At 64.4% G+C, this 20,293-nt stretch carries 22 protein-coding genes; 5 read left to right on the top strand and 17 right to left on the bottom strand.

Translation table 11 applies throughout. The annotated features are described in order from the left end of the window. Positions 1-3 precede the first annotated feature (3 nt). Both IEI94_RS00605 and IEI94_RS00600 read right to left on the bottom strand, forming a co-directional pair. Entirely contained in the window at positions 4-1,878 is a 1,875-nt protein-coding gene (locus IEI94_RS00605) for an autotransporter assembly complex protein TamA (protein WP_191164560.1), read from the bottom strand. Position 1,879: 1 nt separating this feature from the next. Next, positions 1,880-2,773, bottom strand: coding sequence for a hypothetical protein (locus IEI94_RS00600; protein ID WP_191164558.1), 894 nt, complete (start codon positions 2,771-2,773; stop codon positions 1,880-1,882). Between the two features lie 174 nt (positions 2,774-2,947). Between IEI94_RS00600 and IEI94_RS00595 the strand changes: the two genes are divergently transcribed. Continuing rightward, the gene (locus tag IEI94_RS00595) at positions 2,948-3,526 is read left to right on the top strand and encodes a superoxide dismutase (protein ID WP_191164556.1); all 579 of its coding nucleotides are present in this window, start codon (positions 2,948-2,950) and stop codon (positions 3,524-3,526) included. A 69-nt stretch (positions 3,527-3,595) separates the two neighbouring features. On the opposite strand, the gene IEI94_RS00590 is transcribed toward IEI94_RS00595, so the two are convergent. Both IEI94_RS00590 and galU read right to left on the bottom strand, forming a co-directional pair. Beyond that, entirely contained in the window at positions 3,596-4,900 is a 1,305-nt protein-coding gene (locus tag IEI94_RS00590; RefSeq protein WP_191164554.1) for a nucleotide sugar dehydrogenase, read from the bottom strand. Positions 4,901-4,906: 6 nt separating this feature from the next. Beyond that, a complete protein-coding gene (gene galU / locus IEI94_RS00585) occupies positions 4,907-5,797 on the bottom strand; it encodes a UTP--glucose-1-phosphate uridylyltransferase GalU (RefSeq protein ID WP_191164552.1) in 891 nt (296 codons plus the stop codon). A gap of 165 nt (positions 5,798-5,962) precedes the next feature. Here galU and ubiG point away from each other — a divergent pair, with 165 nt between their 5' ends. After that, positions 5,963-6,715 (top strand): bifunctional 2-polyprenyl-6-hydroxyphenol methylase/3-demethylubiquinol 3-O-methyltransferase UbiG, encoded by a 753-nt coding sequence (gene ubiG / locus IEI94_RS00580; RefSeq protein ID WP_191164550.1) that lies wholly within the window; start codon positions 5,963-5,965, stop codon positions 6,713-6,715. After that, the gene (locus IEI94_RS00575) at positions 6,712-7,398 is read left to right on the top strand and encodes an HAD family hydrolase (protein WP_191164548.1); all 687 of its coding nucleotides are present in this window, start codon (positions 6,712-6,714) and stop codon (positions 7,396-7,398) included. Before ubiG ends, IEI94_RS00575 begins: the two co-directional genes overlap by 4 nt. Positions 7,399-7,444: 46 nt before the next feature. Here the strand turns inward: IEI94_RS00575 and IEI94_RS00570 are convergent, their stop codons facing one another. From IEI94_RS00570 to IEI94_RS00510, 13 genes are all read right to left on the bottom strand, one after another. Next, a complete protein-coding gene (locus tag IEI94_RS00570; protein ID WP_191164546.1) occupies positions 7,445-8,206 on the bottom strand; it encodes a YciK family oxidoreductase in 762 nt (253 codons plus the stop codon). A 23-nt stretch (positions 8,207-8,229) separates the two neighbouring features. After that, positions 8,230-8,982 (bottom strand): tol-pal system protein YbgF, encoded by a 753-nt coding sequence (gene ybgF, locus IEI94_RS00565; RefSeq protein ID WP_191164544.1) that lies wholly within the window; start codon positions 8,980-8,982, stop codon positions 8,230-8,232. Between the two features lie 25 nt (positions 8,983-9,007). Beyond that, positions 9,008-9,547, bottom strand: a complete 540-nt coding sequence (pal, locus tag IEI94_RS00560; protein ID WP_191164542.1) for a peptidoglycan-associated lipoprotein Pal — start codon at positions 9,545-9,547, stop codon at positions 9,008-9,010. 40 nt (positions 9,548-9,587) lie between these two features. After that, complete coding sequence (gene tolB / locus IEI94_RS00555; RefSeq protein ID WP_191164540.1) at positions 9,588-10,880, bottom strand: Tol-Pal system beta propeller repeat protein TolB; 1,293 nt, start codon at positions 10,878-10,880, stop codon at positions 9,588-9,590. Next, entirely contained in the window at positions 10,880-12,052 is a 1,173-nt protein-coding gene (tolA, locus tag IEI94_RS00550; RefSeq protein ID WP_191164538.1) for a cell envelope integrity protein TolA, read from the bottom strand. Before tolA ends, tolB begins: the two co-directional genes overlap by 1 nt. Before the next feature lie 8 nt (positions 12,053-12,060). After that, entirely contained in the window at positions 12,061-12,501 is a 441-nt protein-coding gene (gene tolR / locus IEI94_RS00545; RefSeq protein ID WP_191164536.1) for a protein TolR, read from the bottom strand. A 12-nt stretch (positions 12,502-12,513) separates the two neighbouring features. Continuing rightward, on the bottom strand, positions 12,514-13,191 hold the full coding sequence (gene tolQ / locus IEI94_RS00540) for a protein TolQ (protein ID WP_191164933.1): 678 nt from the start codon (positions 13,189-13,191) through the stop codon (positions 12,514-12,516). A 23-nt stretch (positions 13,192-13,214) separates the two neighbouring features. Further along, entirely contained in the window at positions 13,215-13,625 is a 411-nt protein-coding gene (gene ybgC, locus IEI94_RS00535; RefSeq protein ID WP_191164534.1) for a tol-pal system-associated acyl-CoA thioesterase, read from the bottom strand. Next, entirely contained in the window at positions 13,622-14,650 is a 1,029-nt protein-coding gene (gene ruvB / locus IEI94_RS00530; protein ID WP_191164532.1) for a Holliday junction branch migration DNA helicase RuvB, read from the bottom strand. Before ruvB ends, ybgC begins: the two co-directional genes overlap by 4 nt. Positions 14,651-14,683: 33 nt before the next feature. Then, positions 14,684-15,292, bottom strand: a complete 609-nt coding sequence (gene ruvA / locus IEI94_RS00525) for a Holliday junction branch migration protein RuvA (protein ID WP_191164530.1) — start codon at positions 15,290-15,292, stop codon at positions 14,684-14,686. Positions 15,293-15,396: 104 nt separating this feature from the next. Next, on the bottom strand, positions 15,397-15,942 hold the full coding sequence (gene ruvC / locus IEI94_RS00520; protein ID WP_191164528.1) for a crossover junction endodeoxyribonuclease RuvC: 546 nt from the start codon (positions 15,940-15,942) through the stop codon (positions 15,397-15,399). Between the two features lie 88 nt (positions 15,943-16,030). After that, positions 16,031-17,812 carry an aspartate--tRNA ligase gene (gene aspS, locus IEI94_RS00515; RefSeq protein ID WP_191164526.1) on the bottom strand — a complete coding sequence of 594 codons (1,782 nt, stop codon included), beginning with the start codon at positions 17,810-17,812 and terminating at the stop codon, positions 16,031-16,033. 53 nt (positions 17,813-17,865) lie between these two features. Then, a complete protein-coding gene (locus IEI94_RS00510; RefSeq protein ID WP_191164524.1) occupies positions 17,866-18,129 on the bottom strand; it encodes an FmdB family zinc ribbon protein in 264 nt (87 codons plus the stop codon). Positions 18,130-18,356: 227 nt separating this feature from the next. On the opposite strand from IEI94_RS00510, the gene IEI94_RS00505 reads away from it, so the two are divergent. After that, on the top strand, positions 18,357-19,301 hold the full coding sequence (locus IEI94_RS00505) for a D-2-hydroxyacid dehydrogenase (RefSeq protein WP_191164522.1): 945 nt from the start codon (positions 18,357-18,359) through the stop codon (positions 19,299-19,301). A 52-nt stretch (positions 19,302-19,353) separates the two neighbouring features. Further along, positions 19,354-20,283 carry a ribokinase gene (locus IEI94_RS00500; RefSeq protein ID WP_191164520.1) on the top strand — a complete coding sequence of 310 codons (930 nt, stop codon included), beginning with the start codon at positions 19,354-19,356 and terminating at the stop codon, positions 20,281-20,283. Positions 20,284-20,293: the final 10 nt, after the last annotated feature.

Below are 20,293 nucleotides of genomic sequence, written 5' to 3'. Positions count from 1 at the left end.
TGGTCAGAACTCCGGTCCTATCGCGAAATGGATTCGCCAGTCGTTATCGTCATCATCGAAGGGGTGAGCCACATCGAAGCGGATCGGCCCCACCGGGGATATCCAGCGCACCCCGAGCCCTGCCCCGGTATTGAGCTGACTCGGCCCCCAGTTATCGAAGGCGTCGCCGGTATCGACGAAGGTGGCCGCCCACCAGTCACCGGTGACCCGGCGCTGGTACTCGAGGCTGGCGGTGAATAGCTGCTGCCCCCCCAGCAGGGCGTCGTCCTCGTCACGCGGCGCGAGTGTCTCGTAGGCGTAGCCGCGCACCGAGCGATCGCCACCGGTGAAGAAACGCAGCGACGGTGGCATGCGCTCGAACTCCGACGTCTCGATGCTGCCCAGCCCAAGGCGGCCGATAAAGCGATTGTCGCGCCCGAGCATGCGTATCCACTGCGAATCAAGCGTAGTGCGGAAGAACTCGATATCCGAACCCCAGGCGGTGTTGGAGTATTCGAAGGCGACGCGCTGACGGTCGCCCCAGCTCGGGAAGCGCGGATTGCGGGTACGGGTGCGCGACCAGCTGATCCCCGGATAGAGCAGGAAGGTCTGATCATCGTCGACGCCCTGGGTAAAGTCTTCGAAGGTGCTACGCAGGTAGGCACTCTGCACCCAGCCGTTATCGAACTCCCAGCGCCTGGCCAGCTCTATCGAGGCCTCGAGGCTGCGGGTGTCGTCGCTGTCGCGATGACGGAAGCCATACTGCAGGCGGTAGCTGTCGCGCAGCGGATCCTCCAGTGGAATTGCATACTCGCCGGTGAAGCGCTGATCCGGACCAGATAGGAACAGATCGTGATTGAGGCTGTGGCCGAGGCTGTTGATCCAGGGTTGGTTCCAGCCAAACCGCAGTCGCGGCCCGACATCGGTGGCATAGCCTACGCCGACCTCGAACTGGTGGCGATCCGCGGGCACCAGATTGACATCGATAGGCACATCCAGCGGCTGCGGCGTCACACTTCTCACCCCGGCGAGTGCCTGGGCGCTGATGATCGGCCCCTCGACGGGCGTCTCCGCAGGAGGCGCTGCGGGGGCTCCATCGCCCTGCAGCTCGGCCTGCCGCCACCAGCCAGGCCCGGCAGGTGCGTCCAGCGCCAGGCTGGCATCGCCGCCGATTCGGGGACGCACGCTGATCGAACTGAACCAGTTGCTCTGACCCAGGCGCTGGTTGTAACGGGCGATGTCGCCGGCCAAATAGGGGTCACCAGGCTCGAATGGCAGCATGCGGCGCAGACGATCCTCATCAATATGACTGCCATGGAAGCGAGGCTCGCCAAAGCGGTAGCGGGGGCCACTCTCCATGTTCAGGTAGAGACGTGCGCTCTGCTCCCAGGGGCGCACTTCCATGCGTCGGTCGATAAAACGCGAATCGAAGTAGCCGCGCTCCAGCGACAGTGCCGAAAGGCGGTTGCGCAGTCGGTCATAGGGGGCGTGCTCAAGGGGGTCGCCCTCGCTGAGAGGGAAGGCCTCGAGGGCGTCGATAAACGGCTGGTCGCGCCGCGCTTCACCGTGCACCTCAAAATTCAGCGTCTGGATCAGCACCTGAGGACCTGGCTCGACCATGATCGTGGCGCGTTCGACCGGATCACCGGAAAACCCCAGCTGCAGCTGGGGCTCATAGTAGCCATAGACCCGCAGCGCCTCCATGCTGCGCCGGCGCACCACCGATTCGAGACGCGACTGACTGTACTCGGCAGCATCCAGGCCCTCGAGATACAGCACGATATTGTCGGCAGGACGCCCGTCGATGCCCACCACTTCTGCCTCTAGCGCCCAGGCTGGCGTAAGGCTTGTCAGGCAGACGGCTAGCGCCGCCAAGCGCATCAAGGCGCGACATTCCATATCAGTTTCCCAGCTGGCTTTGCAGGGCTTCCAGTTGTGCGCTGGTGGCGAGCTGCGACTGCCGGATCTCGGTGAGCTCTGACCGGGTCGAGCTCAGGCGCTCACGCAATTCTGCCACTTCCTGCCGGTCGTCCTCGCGTGCCTCGTCGAACTGCTCGAGGGCCACGTCGAGCGCCTCGAGATCTGCGGCCAAGGCGTCGAGGCGCTGAGGATCGACATCGGGGACCTCCTCGAGACGCGTGGCAAGTTGCTGCTGCCGATCTTCGAGACTCGCCAGCCGGGGTTCGAGATCGCGCCATTCATCACGCAGCGTATCGAGGATGGGGGCCTGCTCCTCGGTGCGCGACTCGAGCCGGTCAAGGCGCGCTGCAAGGGTGGCTCTGGCTTGCTCACCGCCCTCCTCCAGCGCATCCAGCGACTGGCGCACCACGCCCACCAGGGCGTCGAGGGCCTCCACGTCTTCGCCAAGAGCCTCCAGGCGTGTGGCGAGCCGATCGACGGCTTCGTCTTCCGCGCTGGCCACGCGGATCGATTCGATCAGCTGCTCCTGCTCCTCGAGGCGATCACGCAGCGCCTGCTGGCCATCACCCAACGACCCCAGGCGCTCAGTGATCGGCTCGAGCTCACTGTCCTGCTCTTCATCGAAGCCGTCGAAGCGGGCATGCACGTTGGACAGCTGCCCTTCGAGTCGATCCAGCTCACGCTGCATCAGCTGCCGTTCCTGCCAGGCGGCAAAGCCCAATCCGCCAAGGGCGACGATCAGCATCAGCACCGACAGCCACAACGGCCACAGCCGCGCGCTACGAGGCTGGCGCAGGTGGTTGGCGGTCAGACTGGCATTGACATCGGGGACTATCGGCGACGAAAGGCGCTGATCCTCCGGGCGCTCGGCCATTGGGTAACTCCTTGCCGTGAGAGCGTCAGGTGACGAGGAGCAGTCATGGCTGGCAGTAGCCCATCGCAAGATACCCTCGTCATTGGCGAGCATACCCTAGGCTGCTATGATCTGGCGACACCGCTTACGCATATATGGTTGCATCGTAAGGGCTTTTTTCAGGAGTAACAGGCGATGGCATTCGAATTACCGGCACTCCCGTACGACAAGAATGCCCTCGAGCCGTATCTTTCCGCTGAAACCCTCGACTACCACTATGGCAAGCATCACCACGCCTATGTGACCGAGCTGAACGCACTGGTGGCAGACACCGAGCACGACCACAAGTCGCTCGAAGAGATCATCCAGTCCACCTCCGGGAGGCTATTCAACCAAGCCGCCCAGGCATGGAATCACACCTTCTACTGGCACTGCCTGTCGCCCAACGGCGGCGGTGAGCCGCAAGGTCCGCTGGCTGAGGCCATCGTCGCCGAGTTCGGCTCCTTCGACGGCTTCAAGAAACGCTTCAACGCCCATGCCCTCGGCCACGTCGGCGCTGGCTGGACCTGGCTGATAAAGGCTACCGATGGCGGCCTCCAGATCCTCAACACCGACAATGCCGACACCCCGATTGCCCACGGGCAGACGCCGTTACTTGCCGTCGATGTGTGGGAACACGCCTACTACATCGATTATCGCAACGCATGCCACAAGTATCTGGAAGGCATCTGGCAGTTGATCAACTGGGAATTCGTCAACCAGAATGCCAGCTGAGCCCTCCTCCACGGCAAGCACAAGCCGTCCTGCATGGCAGGCGGCTTGTGTCTGCAGGCACTGCCTGACTCAGGGGTCTGCGCGTCTACCGATACCGCGATACACCAGCCCGCGGGCGGCCACGTAGGCGGGATCATAGATATTGCGCCCGTCGAGCACCAGACGCTTACCCAACGCCTCACCGAGACGCCGCCAGTCCGGGTTCCAATAGCACTTCCACTCGGTGACCAGCATCAGCGCATCGGCACCCTCACACGCCTCGTAGGGATCTGCCGGGCACAGCGTCAGCAGCGGATGCTCGCCGATCTCCTTGCGCAGCGCGGGTAGTGCCGCCGGATCGTGAAGGCGCACGTGGACGCCCTGGGCCCATAGCGCTCGCAGCAGGGTCAACACCGGGGCGTGGTCGATGCGCGCCGTTCCCGGCTTGAAGGCGGCCCCCCATATCGCGACCGTCAGCCCCTCCAGCTGGCCGTGGAAGTGTCCCCATAGTTTGCGGAACAGCGTCTCCTTCTTGTGCTCATTGATATCCAGTACCTGTTCGAGCAGAGCAGACTCACGACCGCTGGCCGACTGCACGTCGGCCAGACGCATCAAGTCACGGGAGAAGTTGGGGCCGCCGAAGCCGCAGCCCGGGTAGAGATACTGGTAGCCGATACGCGGATCGGCGCCCATGCCTTGACGCACATGCTCCACATCGACCCCCAGCGAGTCGGCCAGCCCAGCCACCTCGTTCATGTAACTGATGCGCGTCGCCAGCATGCCGTTGATGGACAGCTTGGTGAGTTCGGCAGCGCGCCGCGGCATGCGCTGGAAACTATCGCTGCGACGATTGAAGGCGCGCAGCAATTCGCGCACCTGGGCGGCGGCGTGATCGTCCTCGCAACCCAGCAGCCAGCGGCTGGGCCGCGTGAAGGACTGCCAGGCGCGCCCCTCCTCGAGCATGTCAGGCAGCGCCACGGCGACCTGGCCGGCATGACCGAGCAGTGCCTCGAGCTGTTCGGTATCCCCCACCGGAAAGGTCGAATTGTTGACCAGCACCAACGGCGTGGTTTGCGCCCCGGCCAGTTGATCGACGCTGCGCGTGGCCAGCTCGCGCTGGTCGGGGGCGAGCGCCAACCACAGCACATCGACGGGTTCGGCACCGGCCTGCATGGCCAGGCCAATATCGTCCTGACAAATCTGCAGTGCACCGCCGCGTTCGGCTTCCTTGAGCTGGTGCAGCAGCTCTGGTTCGCGGGTAAGCCAGTCGGCCTGCTCGAGCTCTCGCCACGGGTTCTGGGGCAGGGTCAGCCATACCACCCGATGGCCGACGCTGGCGAGGGCCGCGGCGGCGGTGGCCGCCGCCAGCTCACTTCCCTGTACAAAGACACGCATCGTAGGTCACTCCTTGGCAGCGTACTTGTCGAGCAGCTCGGAAAACCCCTCGGCATACTTGGGATGGCGCTTGGCAAAGGCCAGGATCGCCTCGAGATAGCCGAGTTGGTGACCGCAGTCATAGGTGGCACCTCGCATGCGATAGGCTGCCACCCCCTCACGCCCGCGCAGGGTATCGATGGCGTCGGTGAGCTGGATCTCGTTGCCGGCGCCGGGTGGTGTCTCGGCGAGCAGGGGGAAGATCGCACCGGGCAGCAGATAGCGGCCGATCACCGCCAGGGTCGAGGGCGCCTCCTCGACCTTGGGCTTTTCGACCACCTGCGCCATCGGCGCAGACTCGCCAGCCGCTGGCGACTCGCCGTCGATGGCCACGATGCCGTACTTGTAGACCATCTCTCTGGGCACGTTCTCGACCATGATCTGAGACTGACCACTGGCGGCGAAGGCGTCGATCATCCCCGCCAGGTCGTTGCCGTCGAGACCGTAATCGTCGACCAGCACATCGGGTAGCAGCACCGCGAAAGGCTCGTCGTCGCCGATCACCGGGCGCGCGCAGAGCACGGCATGACCAAGGCCCAGCGGCTCGGGCTGGCGGACGCTGATGATCTTGACGTCGTCGGGAATAATGTTGCGCAGCTCCTCGAGGAGCTCGGTCTTGCCCTTGGCCTCGAGGCTGGCTTCGAGCTCGAAATGCTTGTCGAAGTGGTTCTCGATCGCCGCCTTGCTGGAGTGGGTGACCAGCACGATCTCCTTGATGCCAGCGGCTACGGCCTCTTCCACCACGTACTGGATGACCGGCTTGTCGACGATGGTGATCATCTCCTTGGGAATGGCTTTCGAGGCGGGTAGGCAGCGTGTGCCGAGGCCAGCCACCGGAAGTACGGCCTTGCGGATCATCGGGATCCCTCCTGATCGTGAATGCCAGTCGATTATGCCATAGCCATCCGCGCAGCGGATGACGCGGGTCGGCGACAGTCGTCCCTTTCGTTGCGGCCTAGACGGACAACCCGGCCTTTGACAGAGTAGAATGTGGCGACCCCGATGCACAGCAAGAGGCACGAGATGACAGCCACACAGGATTCGGCGCAGCACCATGACGACAGCCAACACCAAGGCAACGTCGATCACGCCGAGGTCGCCAAGTTCGAGGCGTTGGCTAGCCGCTGGTGGGACCGAGACAGCGAGTTCAAGCCGCTCCACGATATCAACCCCCTGCGCCTCGATTTCATCGATGCCCGCGCAGGGCTGGCCGGCAAGACGGTCATCGATGTCGGCTGTGGTGGCGGCATTCTTGCCGAGGCCATGGCCCATCGTGGCGCCCGGGTCACCGGCATCGATATGGGTGAGGCGCCGCTCGCCGTGGCGCGCCTGCATCAGCAGGAGTCCGGTGTGACGGTGGACTATCGACAGGCCAGTGCCGAACAGATGGCGGCCAATCACCCCGGCGAATTCGACGTGGTGACATGCCTCGAGATGCTCGAACACGTGCCCGATCCGGCCTCGGTGGTGCGCGCCTGCGCGACGCTGGTCAAGCCCGGGGGCCAGGTGTTTTTCTCGACCATCAATCGCAATCCCAAGGCCTATGCCTTCGCCATTCTCGGCGCCGAGTACCTGCTCAGGTTGCTGCCCCGTGGCACCCACGACTATCGCAAGCTGATTCGTCCCGCCGAGCTATCCAGCTGGTGCCGCGCCACCGGGCTCAAGGTGCGTGAGCAGAGTGGTCTGGTCTACAACCCCCTGACTCGCCACTACCGGTTGGCGCCACGGGATGTCTCGGTCAATTACCTCTTGCACGCCAGCCGCGACCTGCCATGAAGACAGCCAACCTCGATGCCATACCGCGCGGTCTACTCTTCGACCTCGACGGCACCCTGGTGGATACCGCCCCCGACCTGGCGCGTGCCACCAACGAACTGCGTGCCCACCATGGCCTCGCCCCGCTGCCCTACCCACTGATTCGCAGCCAGGTCTCAAACGGCGGAAGTGCGCTGGTCAATCTGGCACTGGGGCTGGATAGAGAGCATGCCGATCACGGCGCCGCACGCAGCTTTCTTCTTGACGCCTACGGACGCGATGTCGCCAGTCAGAGTCGCCTCTTCGAGGGGCTTGACCGGCTGATCGAGCACTGGACGCAGCAACCGCGGGCGTGGGGGATCGTCACCAACAAGCCACGTGCCTACGCCGCGCCGCTTATCGATGCCTTGCAACTGATGCCAGGCGCCCTGCTATGTGCCGACGACTTGCCGCTCAAGAAGCCAGCGCCGGAGCCACTCTGGGAAGCTGCGCGTCGCCTCTCGGTGACACCCGACGAGTGCTGGTATATCGGTGATCACCTGCGCGATATGCAGGCCGCTCGCAGCGCCGGCATGATCGCTGTGGCGGTGGGCTATGGCTATATAGCGGAGGAAGACGACATCGGCAGCTGGCCGGCGGACCTGTGGTTCGAGACGCCGGCCGATCTGGTCGGCGCGCTGTTGAGAAACATGGGAGAGCCATGAAACCAATCCGCGCAACCGGCGCTGGGGCCGGCTGCCGAATGATCGCTCAGCTACGCGGCGGCTGCGCGTCGATCTGCTGGCCGGTAACACCGCGGCTGTCGGGCCCCATCAGCCATAGATAGGTGGGCATGATCTCGCTGGCACGACGCAAACTATCGGGGTTTTCACCGGGATAGGCGGTCTTGCGCATCTGGGTGCGGGTCGCGCCAGGATTGAGGCTGTTGATGCGAATGCCGGGATTATTGACGAACTCATCGGCCAACACCTGCATAAACCCTTCGGTAGCGAACTTGGAGACGGCATAAGCGCCCCAGTAGGCACGCCCTTTGCGCCCCACGCTCGACGAGGTGAACACCAGTGACGCATCGTCACTGCTGAGCAATAAGGGCATCAATGCCTGAGTCATCCAGATCGGGCCGTTGGCATTGACCTGCATTACCTGCTCCCACAGCGCCGGGTTGTACTGCTCGAAGGGTGTCAAACGACCCAGCAATCCGGCGTTATGCAGAACGCCATCCAGCCGACCGAACTCCTTGTCGAGCGTTTCGGCCATGTCGTGGAAATCCTTGAGGGTCGCGCCTTCGAAGTTGAGCGGAAAGATCGCCGGTTGTGGTCCACCGGCCGCCTCGATCTCGTCGTATACCGCTTCCAGTTTAGGCACGGTGCGACCCAGCAGAATCACCGTGGCGCCGTGAGCAGCGTAGGCCTTGGCCGCTTCGCGACCAATGCCGTCGCCGGCACCGGTCACGAGAATGACGCGCCCGGCAAGCAGGTCGGGGCGCGCGTGATAGTCGATCATGCAGGACATCTGGACTCCTCTGGCAACGGCTGTCAAAGGCCGGACTGATTGAGAAACTCGCTGGCCAAGGTCGCGGCATTGCTGTCCGGGTAGCTTTCCATCAGCTCATCGAGCAGCTCGCGACTGGCGTCTGGCTGGCCCTGGCGGGCGTGCAGCAGGGCCAATTTGTACAGCGCATCCGGCACCTTGTTGCTGCCGCTATAGTCGTCGATCACTGTCTGGAATGCCGAGGCGGCCTGGTCGAGATCCGACTCGGCGGAGTGCAGCTCACCCAGCCAGTAGTAGCCATTGGCCGTCAAATCGTGATCAGGATAGTCGCCGACGAAGGTTTCGAAGGCGGCAATCGCAGCCGGAAAATCCCGTGCCTGCACCTGCTGAAAGGCTTGCTGGTAGGCCGCCTGAGCACCACTGCCATCACCACTGGCAGCAGCCACCTCCTGCGCGGCGCCAGGGTCGACGTTGGGGCTTCCCCCCACGGTGCCGACCGCGGCCAAGCGCTCTTCGAGGTCGATGTAGCGCTCCTGGTTCAGCTGGCGCATCTGCTCGAGCTGATGGCGCAACTCCTCCATCTGGCCGCGCAGCTGCTGTATCTGGCGCTGATTCTCTTCCAGCTGGTTGAGCAGCAGCAGACTGCCGCCCCCCGACTCGCGTACTTCGGTCTGTTCATAAAAGCTGCGCGACTGCTGCTGCTGTGCCGAGAGGTCCTCCACGATCGGGGCGGCCCCAACGGACAGCGGGAGCACCAGGGCTCCCGCGCCGCACAGCCTTTTCAGGCTGTGTTTCATGCTTTACTCCACTGGCGGGTGTGGCTCAGTAAGAGAACACCACGCGACGATTCTGGGCGTAGGAGTCTTCGTTATTACCGCGCACCGCGGGGCGCTCTTCACCGTAGCTGACCACTTCGAGCTGTGACGGCGAGACGCCCTGCACGCTCATGAAGCGCTGAACGGAGTTGGCACGCCGCTCGCCGAGGCCCATGTTGTACTCGCGGGTACCGCGCTCGTCGGTGTGGCCTTCGAGCACCACGCGGGCGTTGGGATTGGAGCGCAGGTACTGGGCATGGGCGTTGAGCACCGATTCGAACTCGCTGCGAATGCTATCGCGGTCGAAGTCGAAGTAGATGGTACGAACGCTGGGAATGCCCTGGTCGTCGCTGGCCTGGCGGCTGCCGTTGCCACCGTTCATGCCGGTACCGCTAACCTGGCCGCTACCCGCGCCCTGTCCGGCAGCACCGCTGCCGCTGGTGCCATCCATGGACCCGTCCTGGGTGCCGCCGCTACTGGAACAGCCGGCCACAAGAGCGAGTGAAGCGGCCAACGCCAGACCTTTGGCGTAAGATGAAAATTGCATGCTCAACTCCTTGCAAGAATTGAATGACACTAATGGTCGATCAGTTCAGAAATGGTGACCACGCGGGTTCGCGAACGTCACCTCGTGCCGAGGGCAGGCGGAACGCGGCTCGTCCGTCGGCCGACACTGCTCCCAGCACACCGTTGTTACCCTGTTGGGTAGCGAAGATTACCATGCTCCCATTCGGCGCAACACTAGGAGATTCATCCGCGCTGCTATCGGTCAACGTAGTGAGGCGATTGGACCCGAGATCCTGGCGCGCCACTTGAAAACCGCCGTTGCCACGATGAATCAAAAATAGCGACTCCCCGTCGGGTGAATAGCGACCGCGGGCGTTGTAGTTGCCGGTAAAGGTCAAGCGTTCCACCTGCTTGCTGGCGACGTCCATCTCATAGAGCTGCGGGCCACCGCTGCGGTCCGAGGTGAACACGATACTGCGACCGTCCGGCGACCAGCTTGGCTCGGTATCGATGGAACTGCTGTCGGTCATGCGCTCGAAGCTGCGGCCGGCGATGTCCATGATGTAGATCTCCGGCTGACCGTCCTTGGACAGCGACATGGCCAGCCGGCGGCCGTCGGGTGACCAGGCCGGCGCCCCATTGATCCCCGGGAACGAGGTGGCGCGGACGCGCTGGCTGGTGTTGAGATCCTGGATATAGATGGCCGGGCGCTCGGTCTCGAAAGAGACATAGGCCAGCTTGGTGCCATCCGGTGACCAGGCCGGCGACAGGATCGGCTCACTGGAGGTGAGAATTTCCTGGCTGTTACGGCCGTCGGCATCGGCGATATACAGGGCAAAGCGCATATCATCACCGGCGCCTTCCGAGGTGACGTAGGCGATACGCGTCGAGAAGGCGCCGCGCAGACCGGTGATGGCCTCGAAGATCTGGTCACTCATGTAGTGGGCGGCGCTGCGCAGTTCGTTGCGATCACTGGTGACCACCTCGCCGATCATGCGCCGCTGACCGTAGATATCCATCAGCTCGAACTGCATCCGATACTGGCTGCCCTCTTCCTGGGCTTGCCCAACCACCAGGTAGTCGGCGTCGACGGCACGCCAATCGCGATAGTTGACGTCGCTGCTGCTACTCGGCCGTGCGATCAGCGAATTGCGCGACAGCGGATCGAACTGGCCACTGCGCTCGAGATTATCGCTGATCACCTGTGCAACGTCGTCGGGCAGCGAGCCGCCACCCTCCACGGCGAACGGCACGATGGCAATCGGAATGGCGCGGTCGCTACCGCGCGTGATTTCGATAGTCAGATTGGCGTGGGCCTGGGTGGCAAACAGCGCCAACAGGGCGATAAGCCAGAGGTTCAGCAAGGGTTTCATCAGCGTACATCCCCGGGTCGAAATCTCAGATTGAACTGCCGGAATTGACTCTGCGCAGCCGGTGGCAGCTGGCGCATTTCACGGAAGGGAGCGGCGCGCTCGACGGCCTGGATCACCGAACGATCGAAGGCCCCATCCCCACTACTACTTACAATGGTAGCCCCAATCAGTTCGCCGGTGGGCAACAGATCGAGCCGTAGCGTCGCCTCGAGGCCCGACGCCGCGCCAGACGGAATGATCCAGGCTTGCTCAACCGCATTGCGCACCAGATTCTGGAAGCTATTAGCCGCCTGTTCGGCCTGCCGCGCGTTAGCGATGGACTCCTGTTCGCCGGCGATCAGGCTGTCGATATCGCTGGCCGCCTCGGCCGCAGCGCGAGCCGCCTCCTGGCGCTGGCGCTCCGCTTCGGCTTCCTGTTCAGCCTGGCGGCGCGCCTCTTCTTCCTGGCGCTGGCGCTGCGCTTCGGCTTCCTGCTCGGCCTGGCGGCGCGCCTCTTCCTCCTCACGCTGGCGCTGCGCTTCCGCTTCCTGCTCGGCCTGGCGGCGCGCCTCCTCTTCCTGGCGCTGACGTTCAGCTTCGCGCTCCGCCTCACGCTGGCGCTCGGCTTCGGCCTCTTGCTCGGCCTGACGGCGCGCCTCCTCTTCCTGGCGCTGCCGCTCGGCGGCCTCGGCCTCACGCTGCTGCTCGGCTTCGCGGCGCTGCTCCTCTTGACGCTGGCGCTCGGCCTCAGCCGCGGCTTCCTGCTCTTCGCGCAGTCGTGCCTGCTGCTCGGCCTCCTCGGCGCGACGCTGGGCATCGGCTTCCGCCTCGAGTCGCTCCTGCTCACGCGCCTGCTGCAGCGCTTCGCGCTCCGCCTGCTGCTCGGCCTGGCGCTGGGCAGCTTCCTCTTCGGCCTGCTGACGCTCGGCCTCGGCGGCCGCGTCGGCGTCTGCGGCCGCCGCCTCTTCCTCGGCCTGCCGCTGGGTTGCCCTGGCGCGCGCCTCTTCGGCGCGCAGCGCCTGGTCGGTGGTAGTTTCGGTACTCACCAATGTGGCTTGCACCACCGACGACGATGTCGCTTCCGGCTCGCGGCTAGGTAGCGTAATCACGCTCATCACCACTACCAGCACGTGCAAGCCAACGGCGAGCAGCGTAGGCAGGCCATAGCCTACACGGCTATCGTGTCTGGCCATGTCGTTCCTCAATTCTCACTCGAGGGCGGCTCTGAGATCAGCCCGACGTTTCTGACGCCGGCAATCTGCAGGGTGCTCATCAAGGTGACCACCTGGCCGTAGCTGACGTTGCGATCACCCCGCACCATTACCGGGGTATCGGGGCGGCGATCGAGAATGATGATGATCTGGTCGGCGATATCGTCAAGCGATACCGCGGTCTCTTCGTCGCCCAGCGAAATGTAGTACTCCCCCTCACGATCCACCGAGACGATGATCGGCTCGCTGTCGTCGACGTCATCGATCGGCTCGGAGGTGACCTGGGGCAGATCGACGCGCACGCCCTGAGTGAGCATCGGCGCAGTGATCATGAAAATCACCAGCAGCACCAGCATGACGTCGATAAACGGCACGACGTTGATCTCAGCCATCGGCTTGCGGTTGCCGCCACGATTGAACGGACCATGCATAGCGGTTCTCCCTCAGCCGGCGTCGCTTTCGCCACGTCCCTGCAGATTGCGATGCAGGATGGAGTGGAACTCTTCGGCGAACCCTTCGTACTTGCCGAGAAGCTTGCCGGCCTCCGATGACAGCCGGTTGTAGAAAATCACCGCAGGAATCGCCGCGAACAGCCCCATGGCCGTCGCGATCAGCGCCTCGGCGATCCAGGGCGCCACCGTGGAGAGGGTCGCTTGGTCGGTCATCGACAGGCTCTGGAACGAGCCCATGATGCCCCACACGGTGCCGAACAGGCCGATATAGGGGCTCGCCGAGGCCACGGTGGCAAGGAACACCAGATGCAGGTTGAGGCGCTCCTCTTCCCGGGACCAGGCCACGCGCATCGAGCGCTGCACACCATCGAGAATCGCCTGGGGGCTGCGGGTCTTGGGTAGCAGACGGTTGAACTCGCGGAATCCGGCACGGAACACATGCTCGGCACCGTTGGTTTCCTGCTCGGAGGGCGTCTCACGATAGAGTTCGTTGAGGTCGACCCCGGACCAGAAGCGCTCCTCGAACGCCAGGTGGGTCTTCTTGGCGCGTCGCATCACGAAGGTGCGCTGGAAGATCACGATCCAGGAGGCGATCGAGCCCACCGTCAGCAGCAGCATGACCAGCTGCACCACGGTACTGGCGCTCATGATCAGGTGGGGAATGGACATGGAGTCGTTCACGGCTATCCTCGTCAGTCTTGCAAGTGTTGACCGCGCAGAGCGGCACGCAGCGGCGCTGGCCATCGCGTCGGTTTGAGGCGGGTCGCATCGATACAGGCGATGTCGACCCGAGCGTCGCACAAGGGTTCCCCGCCGCACGTCACCTGTTGATGAAAGGTCATCTGGCAGGCGCCGTGACGTTCGATTTCGGCGCTGACCTGCAGCGCATCATCGAGGCGGGCGGGCTTGGCATAGCGGCACTCGAGACGATGTACCACCAACTGGATATTGGCGTCGAGCAACCCCTGCTGGGTGACCTCGTACTGCCGCAACCACTCGCTGCGTGCCCGCTCCATATATTTGAGATAGTTGACGTAATAGACGATGCCGCCGGCATCGGTATCCTCGATGTAGACGCGCACCGGCCAGCTGAAGCGACTCATGCCCCGCTCCCCGCATCGCGCTCCGCCGGCGCAGGAATCCCGAAATGCTGATAGGCCTGGCGAGTGACGACGCGCCCACGAGCGGTGCGCATCATGAAGCCCTGCTGAATCAAGTAGGGCTCGATGACATCCTCGATGGTATCGCGCTCTTCGCCGATCGCCGCGGCCAGCGAGTCGACGCCCACCGGCCCGCCGTCGAACTTCTCGATCATCGCCAACAGCAGCCGACGGTCCATATGATCCAGGCCGTGGCGGTCGACGTGCAGCATGTTCAGCGCGCTATCGGCGATAGCCGCATCGACGGCGCCATCTCCGCGCACCTCGGCGAAATCACGCACCCGCCTCAGCAGACGGTTGGCGATGCGTGGCGTACCGCGGGCACGGCGCGCGATCTCGGTGGCCCCCGGCCGGTCTGCCGTCACCCCCAGCAGCCGTGCCGAGCGAGTGACGATTTCGGTCAGTTCCGTCACATCATAAAATTCCAGTCGCTGCACGATGCCGAAGCGATCACGCAGCGGCGAGGTCAGAAGACCGGCGCGGGTGGTCGCCCCCACCAGGGTAAAGGGCGGCAGGTCGAGCTTGATCGAGCGCGCCGCGGGGCCGTCGCCGATCATGATATCCAGCTGAAAATCCTCCATCGCCGGATACAGCACCTCCTCCACCACTGGCGACAGGCGGTGAATCTCGTCGATGAACAGCACGTCGCCAGGCTGAAGATTGGTCAGCATCGCGGCCAGGTCACCGGCGCGCTCGAGCACCGGCCCGGAGGTCGACTTGATATCGACGCCCATCTCGGCGGCGATGATATTCGCCAGGGTGGTCTTGCCCAGCCCCGGCGGACCGAACACCAGGGTGTGATCGAGGCTCTCGTCGCGGCCACGAGCCGCGCTGATAAAGATATCCAGCTGCTCACGCACCGCCGGCTGACCGATATAGTCGGCCAGTCGCTGCGGGCGGATGGCATGATCGACCCGGCTCTCGCCGGGCTGGCTGTCGGCCGCGATCAGACGATCGCTGTCAATCATTCGTCGCTCTCATGGGCGTCATGCGTCGCTCCTTTAACCTGCCAGCTTGCGGGTCAGGGCAGCCTTGATCAAGGCCTCGGTGGAGAGCCCCTTGTCGAGACCGCTGAGCATCTTGGTGGCCTCGGTGGGCTTGTAGCCCAGCGACACCAGCGCCGCCTCGGCATCCAGCAGCGGGTCGGCACTGTTCGCCACTGGGTTGGCGGCCCGCTCCAGGTCGCCGAGTTCACCGCCCTGCTGCCAGTGCGGAAAGCGATCGCGCATCTCGATGATCAGCCGCTCGGCGGTTTTCTTGCCGACCCCGGGCAGGCGCGTGAGCGCCTTGGCGTCATCATCCATGACACAGCGGATGAACTGCGACTCTTCCATGCCGGAAAGGATCGCCAGGGCCAGCTTGGGCCCTACGCCATTGACCTTGATCAGCGCGCGAAACAGGGCGCGCTCCTGCTCTCGGGCAAACCCGAACAGCAAATGCGCATCCTCGCGAACGATCAGATGGGTATACAGCTGGACCTGCTCGCCGGCGGCGGGCAGCGCCAACAACGTATTCATCGAAGCTTCAATCTCGTAACCGACCCCGCCGACATCGAGCACCAGCCAGGGCGGCTGTTTCTCGAGCAGGGTGCCTCGCAGGCGTCCAATCATGCATCGCATCCTTGAGCTGACTGGCTTGCCACTATACTGGTCGCCGCGACGGCTGACCAGCGTCTTCAAACACTGTTTGATAATCCTCCGGAAGTGCCTCGGCGCTAGCCGGGGCGGTAGTCGCGCCACCCTTTGCCACGGCCCTTGGCCGTCCCGCGCCCGCCGTAGCTGCCGCGCTGCACGAGCCCCAGCCGCGCATGAGCATGGGTCAAGGCGATGGCCAACGCATCGGCGGCATCCGCCTGCGGCGTGGCACTGAGGCCCAGGATGGCGGTGACCATATGCTGCACCTGAGTCTTGTCGGCAGCGCCGGTTCCGGTAACGGCCTGCTTGATCTGGCGCGGCCCATATTCACTGACCGGCAGGCCGTGGTTGGCGGCACACACGATCGCCGCGCCACGGGCCTGCCCCAGCTTGAGCGCCGAGTCGGCATTCTTGGCCATGAATACCTGCTCGATGGCGAATTCGCCGGGGCAGTGCACGGCGATCAGTTCGCTGATACCGGCGTATACCTGGGCCAGCTTCTGGGACAGCTCGTCGGCCTGGATACGGATGCAGCCGCTGGCCACGTAGCGCGGTGTGGCCAGCGATACATCGAGCACGCCGTAGCCGGTGATCCGTGAGCCGGGGTCGATGCCGAGGATCAGCATGCCGCCCTCCGCTCACCAGGGATACAAGGCAGAGACAGTATCGGCGCCACGCGGGCGCCGACAAACTGTACTGCGAGCATGGCGAGAATCACTCGCCAGCCGTCTCCGGCTTGGCCTTCTGGCGCAGCCGGATATTGAGCTCCTTGAGCTGCTCGGGACTGACCTCGCCGGGGGCATCGGTCATCAGGCAGCTGGCGCTCTGGGTCTTGGGGAAGGCAATCACTTCGCGGATGGTCTTGGCGCCGGTCATCAGCATCACCAGTCGATCGAGACCGAAGGCCAGGCCACCGTGGGGCGGCGCGCCGTACTTCAGGGCGTCGAGCAGGAAGCCGAATTTCTCCTCGGCCTCGGCCTCGCCAATGCCCAGCACCTCGAAGACCGTGCGCTGCATGGCCTGGTCGTGAATACGGATCGAACCACCGCCCAGCTCGGTACCGTTGAGCACCATGTCATAGGCCCGTGACAGTGCAGACGCCGGCTCCGCCTTGAGCGCATCGGGGCTGCAGGACGGCGCAGTGAACGGATGGTGCAGCGCATGCAGGCGCCCCGCGTCGTCGGCCTCGAACATCGGGAAGTCGACCACCCACAGCGGCGCCCAGTCCTGGGTGTAGAGATCGAGATCCTCGCCCAGCTTGACGCGCAGCGCGCCCAGCGCCTCGTTGACGACTCGCGCCTTGTCGGCGCCGAAGAAGATGATATCGCCATCCTGAGCGTCGAGGCGCTCGAGCAGGTCGTCGATCACGTTCTCCATGAACTTGACGATCGGCGACTGCAGCCCTTCCAGCCCCTTGGCACGCTCATTGACCTTGATCCAGGCCAGCCCCTTGGCGCCATAGATACCGACGAACTTGGTGTACTCGTCGATCGCCTTGCGCGATAGTTCGGCGCCCCCCGGCACCTTGAGCGCCGCCACGCGGCCATCGGCGGCGGTGGCCGGGCCAGAAAACACCTTGAAGTCGACCTTGGCCATCAGGTCGTCGACGTCGGTCAGCTCCAGCGGGATGCGCAGGTCCGGCTTGTCGGAGCCAAACCGCGACATCGCCTCGCTGTAGGGCATGCGCGGGAAGCTCGGCAGCTCGACGTCGAGCACCTCCTGGAACAGCCCACGAATCATCGACTCGGTGATGCCCATGATGTCGTCTTCTTCGACGAACGAGGCCTCGAGATCGATCTGGGTAAACTCCGGCTGACGATCGGCGCGCAGATCTTCATCGCGGAAGCACTTGGCGATCTGGTAGTAGCGGTCGAAACCCGACACCATCAGCAGCTGCTTGAACAGCTGTGGTGACTGCGGCAGGGCAAAGAAGCTGCCGGCGTGGGTACGGCTCGGCACCAGATAGTCGCGGGCACCTTCCGGGGTGGCGCGGGTCAGGATCGGCGTCTCGATATCCAGGAAACCCTGGTTCTCGAGGTAGGCGCGCACGTTATGTGAAATCCGCGAGCGCAGGCGCAGCTTGTCGATCATCTCCGGGCGGCGCAGGTCGATATAGCGGTGCTTGAGACGCACCTCCTCGCCCACCTTGCCGTGTTCGTCAAGCTGGAACGGCGGCGTGGCCGCACTGTTGAGCACCTCGACCTGCTTGGCCAGCACCTCGATCATGCCGGTGGGCATGTTGGGATTCTCGGTGCCTTGCGGGCGCGGGCGCACGCGACCGGTAATGCGCAGCACGTACTCATTGCGGGCGCGATCGGCGGTGGCAAAGGCCTCCTCGGTATCGGGATCCACCACTACCTGGGCGATGCCGTCACGGTCGCGCATGTCGAGGAAAATCACCCCGCCGTGGTCACGGCGACGGTGTACCCAGCCGCACAGGGTGACCTGGTCATCCACCAGGGTCTCGTTGAGCTGGCCGCAATAATGGCTGCGCATGTTACATCCTGTTCTGTTGCAATGGATCGAAAGGGTCAGGCACGGCGCCCGGCTCAGGCCGCGGCGCCATCCTTGCTTGGGGTCTTGCTCGGCGATTTGCTCTCTCCGCCGTCACCTGCCAGATTCTTCTTGCTGCCGGACTTGAAGTCGGTTTCATACCAGCCGCCGCCGGCCAGACGGAAACCCGCCGCGGAGACCAGACGACTCAGCGCCGGGCTCTTGCAGCTGGGGCAGTCGGTCAACGGCGCGGCGCTGATCTTCTGAAGCTTTTCGAGACGTTGGCCGCAGGCCTTGCACTCATATTCGTAGATGGGCATGGTTCATATCTCTCCGAAAGACCACAATGCGATAAGGCCTTGGCGAACCGCTGAGTCAAACTGTTGGCGGTGCTGCCTGGGGCCGAACAGGGAATATAGGGTCAGCCGCGCCCATTCCAAGGGATCGCGCTTTCCAAGCCTGGCTCGAAAGCCGGATAGTATAGCGTGTTGAGCCCCCCAACGGGCAAGGCCAGCCGCCCCACTGACAATTCCAGCGAGGAACTGCCATGAAAGCCGTGATTCTGGACGCCGCCACCCTGGGTGAGGACATCGACCTGACGCCGATACGCGAGCAGGTCGATAGCCTCGACGTGCATGCCATCACCCTCCCCGAGCAGCGCCTGGAGCGCCTCGCCGGGGCGCGCATCGCCCTGGTCAACAAGGTAGTACTCGATGCCGAGCTGCTCGACCAGCTGCCGGCCCTGGAGCTGATCTGCGTGCTCGCCACCGGCACCAACAATATCGACATGGCCGCCGCCGAGCGCCACGGCATCGAGGTACGCAACGTCGCCGCCTACGGAACCGCCAGCGTCGCCCAACATACCCTGATGCTGATGCTGGCGCTGGCCAATCGCCTGCCCCTCTATCAGCAGGATGTCGCCGCCGGCCGCTGGGACGAAAACCCGTTCTTCTGCCTGATGGACCACCGCACCCTGCAACTGGCCGACAAGCGGCTGGTGATCGTCGGCCAGGGCGAGCTCGGCTCGCGAGTCGCCCAGCTCGCCGAGGCCTTCGGCATGCAGGTGACCTTCGCCGCGCGCCCGGGCAACGAGGCCAACGACAAGCGGCCTGGACTCGCCGAGCTGGCCCCGACGGCGGACATCATCAGCCTGCACTGCCCGCTGACCGATGCCACCCGCGGCCTGATTGACGCCAGCATGCTCGCGCAGATGAAAGACGACGCCCTGCTGGTCAACTGCGCGCGTGGCGGTATCGTCGACGAAGCGGCGGCACTTGCCGCTCTGCGTGCCGGCACCCTGGGCGGTCTCGGCGTCGACTCTCTGCCGGTAGAACCACCCCGCGACGGCCACCCGCTGATCGACGCCAGCCGCGAACCGCTCAATCTGATCGTGACACCTCACAACGCCTGGATCACCCCCGAGTCCCGCGCCAACGTGGTGGCCCTGACGGTGGACAATCTGCGCGCCTGGCGGGCGTCCAGGACAGGCTGAGCCGAATCTGCTAGCCTCCCGCGCCCTGCCACACAAGCAAGGAAGACGCCGCATGCCTCGCCCCACGTACAACTTCGGCTCGATCAATATCGACCATGTCTACCGAGTGCCCCATCTGGTGCGCCCCGGTGAAACCCTGGCCAGCCGCCACTATCAACAAGTGCTGGGCGGCAAGGGCGCCAACCAGTCGCTTGCTCTGGCCCGTGCCGGTGGCCAGGTCGAGCACTGGGGGCGATTGGGACGCGCCGATGCCTGGGCGCTGCAGATTCTGTCCCAGGCCGGCGTCGGCCTCGACGGCACCGAACTTTACGACGAGCCCAGCGGCCATGCGCTGATTCAGGTCGATGACCAGGGCGAAAACGCTATCATCCTGCACCCCGGGGCCAACCACGGCTTCAGCACTGCCGCGCTCGATGGCCTGCTGGGCCAGACTCAGCCCGGCGACACCCTGCTGCTGCAGAACGAGTGCAATGGTCTCGAGCACCTGCTGGTCAGCGCCCAGCAAGCCGGCCTGGAGATCGCCTTCAACCCTGCGCCGATGAACGATACTGCCGCCGGCCTACCGCTCAGCGCCTGTCGGCTACTGTTCGTCAACCGCGGCGAGGCCGCAGCGCTGGTTGACCTGCCCGAAGGCAGCTCACCGCGTCAGCTGCTGGAGGCACTGGCGCAGCGCCTGCCCAAGACCGAACTGGTACTGACGCTTGGCGGCGATGGTGTGTGTTACCACAGTGAGCGGCAGCAGCTGATGCTTCCTGCGCATCGCGTCGAGGCCGTCGATACTACCGCCGCCGGCGATACCTTCATTGGCTATTTCATGGCCGCTCGCCAGGCCGGCGAAGAAGCCTTGGCGTGCCTGCAGCGCGCCAGTACCGCCTCGGCCCTGTGCGTCCAGCGCGAGGGCGCGGCTCCCAGCATCCCGCTCGCCGCCGAGGTCGAGACGGCTCTCGACGCCTGGCCATCGCTGGCAGTTGCGGCATACTGACGTTGCGCCA

The sequence above is a fragment of the Halomonas sp. ML-15 genome (assembly GCF_014779595.1).
In the GTDB taxonomy this organism is placed as follows: domain Bacteria; phylum Pseudomonadota; class Gammaproteobacteria; order Pseudomonadales; family Halomonadaceae; genus Franzmannia.
Note: the sequence above shows the minus strand (reverse complement) of the source record. Positions and strands in the feature narration are given on the sequence as shown.